Source organism: Kitasatospora sp. NPDC058965 (assembly GCF_042741245.1).
In the GTDB taxonomy this organism is placed as follows: domain Bacteria; phylum Actinomycetota; class Actinomycetes; order Streptomycetales; family Streptomycetaceae; genus Kitasatospora.
In genome coordinates this window covers 87,748-95,857 of record NZ_JBHYKG010000002.1, presented here as the reverse complement: position 1 = coordinate 95,857, position 8,110 = coordinate 87,748, and the positions used below count along the sequence as shown (strand labels likewise).

At 71.5% G+C, this 8,110-nt stretch carries 9 protein-coding genes and 1 pseudogene; 7 read left to right on the top strand and 3 right to left on the bottom strand.

What is annotated here, in order from left to right; translation table 11 throughout:
- From ACFW1A_RS00990 to ACFW1A_RS00970, 5 genes and pseudogenes are all read left to right on the top strand, one after another.
- A pseudogene (locus tag ACFW1A_RS00990) lies at positions 1–280 on the top strand (hypothetical protein); the annotation flags it as partial.
- Positions 281–411: 131 nt separating this feature from the next.
- On the top strand, positions 412–1,188 hold the full coding sequence (locus tag ACFW1A_RS00985) for a hypothetical protein (RefSeq protein WP_380401850.1): 777 nt from the start codon (positions 412–414) through the stop codon (positions 1,186–1,188).
- Between the two features lie 373 nt (positions 1,189–1,561).
- Positions 1,562–2,518, top strand: a complete 957-nt coding sequence (locus tag ACFW1A_RS00980; protein ID WP_380401848.1) for a hypothetical protein — start codon at positions 1,562–1,564, stop codon at positions 2,516–2,518.
- A 108-nt stretch (positions 2,519–2,626) separates the two neighbouring features.
- Positions 2,627–3,745: a Ku protein gene (locus ACFW1A_RS00975; RefSeq protein ID WP_380401845.1), complete on the top strand. Its 1,119-nt coding sequence runs from the start codon at positions 2,627–2,629 to the stop codon at positions 3,743–3,745.
- A gap of 133 nt (positions 3,746–3,878) precedes the next feature.
- Positions 3,879–4,478 carry a hypothetical protein gene (locus tag ACFW1A_RS00970; protein WP_380401841.1) on the top strand — a complete coding sequence of 200 codons (600 nt, stop codon included), beginning with the start codon at positions 3,879–3,881 and terminating at the stop codon, positions 4,476–4,478.
- A gap of 46 nt (positions 4,479–4,524) precedes the next feature.
- Here ACFW1A_RS00970 and ACFW1A_RS00965 read toward each other — a convergent pair whose 3' ends face one another.
- Positions 4,525–4,911, bottom strand: a complete 387-nt coding sequence (locus ACFW1A_RS00965; protein WP_380401838.1) for a hypothetical protein — start codon at positions 4,909–4,911, stop codon at positions 4,525–4,527.
- 65 nt (positions 4,912–4,976) lie between these two features.
- Between ACFW1A_RS00965 and ACFW1A_RS00960 the strand changes: the two genes are divergently transcribed.
- Both ACFW1A_RS00960 and ACFW1A_RS00955 read left to right on the top strand, forming a co-directional pair.
- Entirely contained in the window at positions 4,977–5,339 is a 363-nt protein-coding gene (locus ACFW1A_RS00960; protein ID WP_380401835.1) for a hypothetical protein, read from the top strand.
- A 64-nt stretch (positions 5,340–5,403) separates the two neighbouring features.
- A complete protein-coding gene (locus ACFW1A_RS00955; RefSeq protein ID WP_380401832.1) occupies positions 5,404–6,213 on the top strand; it encodes a DUF5677 domain-containing protein in 810 nt (269 codons plus the stop codon).
- Between the two features lie 11 nt (positions 6,214–6,224).
- Here the strand turns inward: ACFW1A_RS00955 and ACFW1A_RS00950 are convergent, their stop codons facing one another.
- Positions 6,225–6,353, bottom strand: a complete 129-nt coding sequence (locus tag ACFW1A_RS00950) for a hypothetical protein (protein ID WP_380401829.1) — start codon at positions 6,351–6,353, stop codon at positions 6,225–6,227.
- A gap of 213 nt (positions 6,354–6,566) precedes the next feature.
- Complete coding sequence (gene lexA, locus ACFW1A_RS00945; protein WP_380401826.1) at positions 6,567–7,235, bottom strand: transcriptional repressor LexA; 669 nt, start codon at positions 7,233–7,235, stop codon at positions 6,567–6,569.
- Between the last annotated feature and the right edge of the window lie 875 nt (positions 7,236–8,110).

Genomic DNA, 8,110 nt, shown 5'->3' with positions numbered 1-8,110 from the left:
TGTGTCCTACGCGGTTGACGGTGACCTCGTCGTCCACGAGGAGCCCTACGGACCCGTCACACCGTTGCGAGAGGGCGACGCCCGTTGGGATCCCGCCTGGTGCGCCGGTCTGATCGACGTCACCGACCCGACCGAGTTCTGGGGCCCGAAGCTGTTCCTCCTGGCCGAGCGGGTGATGCGCGTGACGATCGAACGGTCATGGTTCACCCGGCCGCTGAGAACCGCCGAGCTCCCCGACTCTGCGACATTCATGAACACGCCGGCCTGGGACATCCCCTGAACCCCGAGCTCTACCGCGCGCACCTGGGCGATGGGCCTGCGGTCCTACTCTGCCGCTGACCAAACCTGCTCCCGACCTCCGCCCAGGCGACGGGTAGTCGGCCCGAGGCGCTCCAGTAGGCTGCGCTGGCCATGGATACGCACGCCGAACCCGAGCAGACCCGGCAGGACGCGATCGCTTCCGGTCCGCCGATCCAGCAGCTCTTCCGGGACGTGATCGCCGACCGCCTGCCGGGCCGCAGGCCACCCCAGGCAGCGATGCTGTTCGACGCCGAGATCGACCCCTCCTGGGACGACCGGAGCTTCCTCGGCGACTTCTACAACGAAATCCTCCACCAGGACACCTGCCAGCCGGCCACCGCCGACGGCCTCGCCCTGCTCGCGGCACTCGCCGTCGACGACCGGGTTCCCGCCCGACAGCGGTTCCAAGCCGTCCATCTGCTGGTCAGGGCTGCCACCGTTGGCGAACGCCACCTCGCCGAGACCTGGCCGAACACCTCTCAACACGCCGATCCCGACAGTGAGGCCCGGGCCCGCAGCGCGGTCCAGGCCCGCACGCCGGATCTGCTGACCCGCTGGCCGGCCGAATGCCCTGCGGTCCGGTTGGCTCTCGCCGGCCTTGCTGTCGTCTTTCCCACCGACCGCACCCTGCCCGCCCTGACACCGCGCCTGCAGATCTTCACCAACCAGCACCCCCAGGGCACCGACGTCGGCGACTATGTGCGGTTCGTCCTCGTAATGGCCTCGCAGGACGACGACCGGATCCTCACCGCGACCGAGAAGCTCACCGACGCCCACTGGACGGGAACAGCGCGCGAAGTGCCGACACGGGCGCGCGCCCTCCACCTCCTCGGCCAGATGCTGGCCAAGGTCGGAGCCGAACTCAGCCAGCCACGCGCCGAGCAGTGACGCCCCGCAAGCACGACGAGCGACCCACCGCGCGTCGCTCACGCTGCTATTTCTCGTGAACATTCACGGACCTCAAGATCCGCAACTGCTGCCCAAACCGGCGGACAAACGCTGCCCCTAGCGGGCGCGCGGTCCGTGCCACCTCGGGGCTGCTGCTCGTCACCGGTCCATTCACAGTGATCACCGAGGTCACCGCCGCGGCGGCGGCAGGGTCGCTGCGCCTGGTCGTCGTCCCGGCCGCCTTCGCCGGCACCACCTGATGGAGCCCGCCTGCACTACCGACAGCGTCTGTTCCCCGGCTGCCGGGGGCGGGCCCCGCCCGGTGACCTGTCGAGACCGGGCACCCAGGAGTCCGCGGTGCCAGGCTGGGTGCATGGGCGAGCACCTAGGCGACGGCCGGACCGCGACCAACCTGTACAGCCTGGCGCCGGGCCAGTTCACCGCCGCGCGCGACCGCGCCGTGCGCGCCGCCCGCGCGGCGGGCCACCGCGACCAGGCCGCCCGGCTGGCTGCACTGCGCCGACCCACTCAGCCCGCGTGGGCCGTCAATCAGCTCACCCGCCACCACCCCGGGCAACTGGCCCAGCTCCTGGACGTCGGGGCCGCCATGCGCACCGCGCAGGCCCAGCCCGACCCCGGGGCGCTGCGCGAGCTGGTCGGTCGGCGACGCCGGCTGATGGAGGAGCTGGTGCATACAGCTGTCCAGGATGCGGCCGACGCGGGCGAGCGCCTGGGTGATGCCGCCGTGCAGGCCGTCGAGCAGACCCTGGCCGCCGCCCTCGCCGACCCGAGCGCCGCCGACCAGGTCGCCGAAGGCCGGCTCGCTGCGGCACTCAGCGTGCCAACCGCGCTGCCGGATCTGGGCCGGCCCCTGGCCGCCGTCCCGGACCCGCCCGACGCGGCTCCGGCGGCGGGCGGCGGCACGCGGCCGTCCGGCTGGCAGTCGGCCCAGGCGACAGGGAAGCCGGTGACGGCAGCACCCCGCACCCGGGCCTCCCGCTCGGAAGCCGCTGCGGAGCAGCGGGCGCAGGCCGTGGCCGAGCTGGAGCAGCGCCGCAGGCAACTGGAGGGCGAAGCAGAGGCGGCCGAGCGGGCCGCGGTTCGGGCCGAGGAGGACCTGGCCGGCGCCGAGGAGCGGGCACGGGACACGCAGGGCGAGGTCGAGCGGGCGCATCAGGTGCTGGACCGGGCCCGGTTCGCGGCTCGGCGCGCCGAGGAGACACGCGAGCGGGCGGCGGACCGGGCCCGCGGGCTGCGCGAGCAGGCCGGCCGGGCCCGGGCGGCCGCCGACCGGGTGCGCGGTGAGGCGGCCAGTCGGCCGGGGCGGTAGTCGCTGCACTCGGGGGGTGGGCCGTTCGGCCGAGCAGCCCGGCCGCGGCCGGGCGGACGCGCCGCATAGTGGGAGGTGGGAGGGGGTTCGCCTGCGGGTGTGAGAGTGATGGTGGTGGTGGCTATGGCCAGGCCGATCTGGACCGGGGTTCTGTCGTTCGGGTTGGTGACCGTGCCGGTGGCGTTGTACTCGGCGACCGAGTCCCATTCCGTGAGCTTTCGGCAGATCCAGCGCGGCACCGCGGACCGGGTGCGCAACAAGCGCGTCAACGAGCGCACTGGAGAGGAGGTCCCGTACTCCGACATCGTGAAGGGCTACGAGCTCGCCGAGGGCGAGTACGTCATCGTCGAGCCCGACGAGCTGGAGCGCATCTCCCCCGGCCGGTCCAAGACGATCGAGATCAGCGGCTTCGTCGACCTCGACCAGGTCGACCCGATCTACTTCGACACCACCTACTACCTGGGCCCTCGCGGCAAGGAGTACGCGAAGGTCTACGCCCTGCTGCAGAAGGCTATGGCCCGCTCCAACCGGGCCGGCCTCGCGCTGTTCTCCATGCGCGGCAAGGAGTACCTGACCGCGGTCAAGTCCGAGGGCGGGATCCTCAGCGCCCACACCATGCACTTCGCCGATGAGGTCCGCGACCCGCGCCGCGAGGTCGACAACCTCCCCGACGAGCAGATCGCCGTCTCCGAGAAGGAGCTGTCCACCGCCGAGCAGCTGATCGACATGCTCGCCACCGACTGGAACCCCGACGACTGGCACGACACCTACGCCGAGCAGGTACGCGACCTCGTCCAGGCCAAGGCCGAAGGCCGCGAGATCGCCATCAGCGAGGGGCCCGCGGAGGCCACCAACGTCGTCGACCTCATGGCTGTCCTGGAGCGCAGCCTCGCCGCTGCCGGCAGCGGCGACCAGAAGGAAGCGGCCGACGTTCGGCAGCCGCAGGAGAAGGGCTCCGGCGCAGCCGCCGGCCGCGGCACCGCCCACCGCCAGCCCAAGACAGCCGGCACCAAGAAGAGCACCTCCACGAGCACACCCGCGAAGGCGAACGCCCGTAAGAGCACCAGCACCGCCAGCGCCCAGGAGAACCTGGGCGCGCTCACCAAGGCCGAGCTCTACAAGCGCGCCACCGACCTCGACATCCCCCACCGCTCCACCATGACCCGCGGCCAGCTCCAGGACGCCCTCGAACACACCCCCGCCGGCAAACGCCGCCGCAGCGCCTGACTGTCCGTCGCTCGGCCTTCGCCCCCACCGAGTAACGGGCTCTGGCAACCGCCCTACGCCGACTCGATGTGCCGACCTCGCCGTCACCACCCCGGATCACAGCCGGTGCCGGGGCCATGGTTACGGTTGCGGAGTGAACAGATCGACTGCGACAGCCGGCGGCATCGGCGACCCGGCTCGTCCTGACGCGTTGCTGCCCCGCCTGGCCGCCAATGAGGAGGTCGTCGCGTTCTTTGCCTGGGTCGCGGACCTCGACGCGACGAGTCCGGCCGACCACGAGCTGGAGGACGGAGTCCATCTCGCCTCGGGGGCTCGGCTGGAGCAGTTCGCGCGGGCAGGCTCAGGGGACGCCTTCTGCTTCGTCGGCGAGGGCGGTGAGGAACGCCCGGTGGTGTACGTGAGCCTTGACGGTCAGGCCGGCCCGCTTGCCGTTGGGCTGCCTGAGTTGGTGCGGCTGTGCCTTGTGGCGCCGTGGTGGCGGGACGCTCCCGGCCGGACGGCCGAAGAACTCCAGGCCGTCGCCGACGAATACCGGGAGCGCCTGCCCGACCTCGATGAGCGGCGCAACCGGGCGGCCCGGGCGCTCGGCCTCGATCCCAGCGCGCTTCCGTCCGAGGCGGCGGCCCTCGCCCGGCTCGCAGCGCTCTCCCGGGGGCCGGTCGCGACAGCCTGCCTCGTCCTCGGATACGAGGACGAGCCGCTCGACCCCCTGTTCGGCGCCGACCGGACCTGACTGCTCATCCATGGCCTCGCCCGCAGCCAGCGGGGGAGCTGCGAGGTCAAAGTTGAGACACCGTCAAAGTTCGGTGAGACGGGTCCGCACCGCGGGCGCGGTGGACGGCTACCAGTTCGACGACCAATGCGGTGGCCTGGTCGGCCGTGCGAGCCACCCGGCGCGCCTCGTCGAGATCCTGCTCGCCCGGCAGGTGCGGGGGCTTAGCCGCCAAGAGCCCGAGATAGAGCATCGCCGCCTCCCACTCGGCTTCGGGGCCCCGCCGTGCCAACTCCGCGATCAGCCGATGTCCGGGCTCCGGGCTGCCAGCGGTGTGCACCATGGCGTCGACCGCCCGGTCGACAAGCTCACCCACGCCCGGCCGAACAGGGTGGATGTCGTCCCCGGGGCCCGGTACCGGGGTCTCGGCGGGTAGCTGCTGGTGGCCGTCCATCCGGCGACCGTAGTCCACTCGGTGGCCGGGCTGCCGGTCGGCCGCCGGCGTCTTACGTTGACGTCATGAGCGACAACCAGTCCAACGAGAACCTCGCGAAGGATGCGATCGACGAGTACCTGCGGGAGCGTGAGCAGTTCTGGAGCCAGCTGGTCAGGCTCGGCGGCTCGTACGCCGACGCCTACACCTCGACGTGGCGAGGGGCCGAAGGCATGCGCCGCCGGTGGTCTGAGACCGGACGGACCACCGACAGCGTCGCCGAGATGGTGGGCACCAAGGCGGAGGAGCGGGTGAAGGAGGCGTTCCGCAACATCTCCGCACCTGCCGGGCCGCAGGAACTGGAGCAGGCGACGAGGGAGGCCCTGGCGATCTGGCGCGGACTCACCGAGCTCGGCTACACCATCACCCAGGCGAACCACCAGGGCTGACGTCGCCCCAGCTACCGTCACAAAACCGGTCGATTTCCGTGCGAACCGGGCCTACAGTGCGGCCATGACCACGCTAACCAACGATCCCGCCGGCGCCGCGCTGGCCACCGCGGCGGCCACCGAGCTGCTCCAGGCAGCCGAACAGACCGTCAGCGCTCCGCTGGTGGTGGCCGAGCAGCACGTGCCCGTCTTCGGCGTGGTCTACAACTGGTGGCGCGTGGTCTGCCGCAGCAGTGAGGGCGTGCTGATCCTGCGCGGCCGCGGCTTCACAGCCGCCGAGGTGGCTCCCACGACCCGCAGCATCTTCAACCACGCCTACGCCCTGCACTGGATCGCCGACAACGGAGTCCCCGCCCTGGACGCGCTCTACGACAAGGACCAGGCCGACCGCGAGAGTCTCTGCAAGGACCTGGAGAGGACCGGCTGGGCCGTCGCCCCGCAGTACCGGGCCCTGCTGGAGGAACAGCGGGCCACCCAGCCCCCCGCCCCGGTGCGCACCCCTGCTGAGCAGCGTCGGCACAACCGGCTGAAAGAGGAGCTGCGCAACGTGCGGGACCTGTTCACCCAGTACGGGTCGCCCGACCTGTACCCGGTCTACGCCCACCTGTCGTCGCTCTCGCACACCACCGGGCTGACCGCCCGCCTCTACCAGCGCGAGCTGCCCGACGGCACCGTCCAGCTGAGCAGAACTGCCCCGGACCTGGGGTTCGCGGACGTCATCCAGCTCGCGATCGCCCTCCTGCAGGCGGCCACCGTGGTCAGCCCCATGCTCAAGGGAGACCCGATGCGGTCGGCCATCGACCGGGCCACAGAGCTGCTCGGCCTGCAGGATGTCCAGCTTCTCCCGCCCCGCTCCGGTGCCCTCCCGGGCTGACGGGCGCCCTGTCAGGAGCGGCCGAACCAGCGGCGCTTGGGCCGTGGCTGGGCCGCGGCGTCCCTCTCTGGGGCTGCCTGCGGGTCGTCGTACTCGCGGGAGATCACCTGGACCTGGCCCGAGTCGGGGTCCTGGCGCACGGTGTCCAGGCCCTGTCGGTCGAGCTCGGCGATCTGTTCCCAGTGAGCCCCGGTCCGGCCGCCGTTCGGCAGCCGAGGCGGTCGACGGGCTGTTCAGGGGCGAGCCGGGCCCGGTCGGGCTGCAGCCTGCCTCCTTCACGCTCGCCGCGCTGCTGGTCGGCCGCCCGGCGACGACGTGGTCGTGCGAGCGTCCGGCGTGGCGTTGATGGTCCCTCAGAGCCTGCGGAGCACCGCGACGACCTTGCCCAGGATGGTGGCGTTGTCGCCCGGGATGGGCTCGTAGGCCGGGTTGTGCGGCATCAGCCAGATCCCGCCGCTCTCGCGCTTGAGGCGCTTGACAGTGGCCTCGCCCTCGATCATCGCGGCCACGATGTCGCCGGTCTCGGCGATCGGCTGGCGCCGCACCGTGACCCAGTCGCCGTCGCAGATCGCGGCGCCGGACATCGAGTCGCCCGTGACGACCAGGGCGAACAGCTCGCCCTCACCGACCAGGCGGCGGGGCAGGGTGAAGTGCTCCTCGACCTGCTGCTCGGCGAGGATGGGTCCGCCGGCCGCGATCCTGCCGAGGAGCGGGACGCTTGTGCTTTCGGCGGCGGGCTTCGGTGCGGTGGCGCTTCGGCCTCCGGGCAGACGGTAGGCCCTGGGGCGGTGGGGGTCCTGCTCGATCCACCCCAAGTCCTGAAGGCGGCGTAGCTGGTAGGCGACGGAGGACGTGCTCGACAGGCCCGCGTACTGGCCGATCTCACGCATCGCCGGCGGGTATCCGTTCGCCGTGGTGTACGCCTCGACGAAGAGAATGATCCGCCGCTGGCGGTCGGTCAGACCGTCGTCGCCGATGTGTCGGCTCCGGCCGCCGTCGGCGCGAGTGGTGGTGTCGGCCATGACAGGTCCCCCTTTCGATGATCTCGGATCTGGACTATAAGTCGCCTGACAGACAGTAGGCATCGGGTTTGCGGCTGTGACCTGCACGGACACGGGCCGTCCTGCCGTGCGGCATGGCAGTGGGCGGCTCATAGGGGGTCGCGGCCGGTCGGGCCGGCGGCGAGGGTGCGCGGGCGCAGCCGGATGCTCTCCGGCCCGAGCCGAATCGCTGGCTGTCCGCCGGCAGCCGGTTGCTGGCCGTCCACGGTGGCCGCGGGTTCGAGCATGGGCGCGGCAAGCGCTGTGGTCGATGTCGGGGGCACCACCTGCACACCGTGGCCGAAGGCGTCGCCGAGCGGTGCTGTCGGACCCGGCGGGCGGCCGGACCTGGAGCATCTATCCCTCTGACCGGCGGGTGACGGCGCCGGATCCCCGCACAGGCCAGGCGGCCCTGTCGGGCGAGCTTGCTCCGGGAAGCTCCCAAAATTTTCACTCCGGCAGCTTCAACGAATGCTGCTAGCATTGGCCATCGGTTTAAGAATCGGGATCCGAGAGATATTAGCTTCCGGGCTGCGACTCTAAATAAGAACGTCAATGTTCTTCGCCTGGATCTCGCGAATATTGTCGGAACCTTGGCTACAATCGTGTGTGGTTTGCTCGTCGGATCTTCGACGTACTGATTCGCAGACTGGGGTCGCCCCGGCCAGTTGTCCCTGGTGGTGTTCCGGGGCGACCCGTGCCGCGCACAGCGCGGACCAGCCGGTGGGCCGGGTACGGGGCGCCAACCCCGTACCCCGCCCCCCCTGTGCGCGCCGCCGGCCGGGGGCCCCCCGCAGCACGCCCCCCCCCAGCCTGCCGACGGGGGGCAGCATGTGGACGGCGGGGTGCCGCAGGTG

Excerpts from the sequence above, each read along its gene's own strand:
- ACFW1A_RS00985 (WP_380401850.1), top strand. The coding sequence starts at position 412 with ATGGATACGCACGCCGAACCCGAGCAGACCCGGCAGGACGCGATCGCT.
- ACFW1A_RS00980 (WP_380401848.1), top strand. The coding sequence starts at position 1,562 with ATGGGCGAGCACCTAGGCGACGGCCGGACCGCGACCAACCTGTACAGC.
- ACFW1A_RS00975 (WP_380401845.1), top strand. The coding sequence starts at position 2,627 with ATGGTGGTGGTGGCTATGGCCAGGCCGATCTGGACCGGGGTTCTGTCG.
- ACFW1A_RS00965 (WP_380401838.1), bottom strand. The coding sequence starts at position 4,911 with ATGGACGGCCACCAGCAGCTACCCGCCGAGACCCCGGTACCGGGCCCC.
- ACFW1A_RS00960 (WP_380401835.1), top strand. The coding sequence starts at position 4,977 with ATGAGCGACAACCAGTCCAACGAGAACCTCGCGAAGGATGCGATCGAC.
- ACFW1A_RS00955 (WP_380401832.1), top strand. The coding sequence starts at position 5,404 with ATGACCACGCTAACCAACGATCCCGCCGGCGCCGCGCTGGCCACCGCG.
- lexA (WP_380401826.1), bottom strand. The coding sequence starts at position 7,235 with ATGGCCGACACCACCACTCGCGCCGACGGCGGCCGGAGCCGACACATC.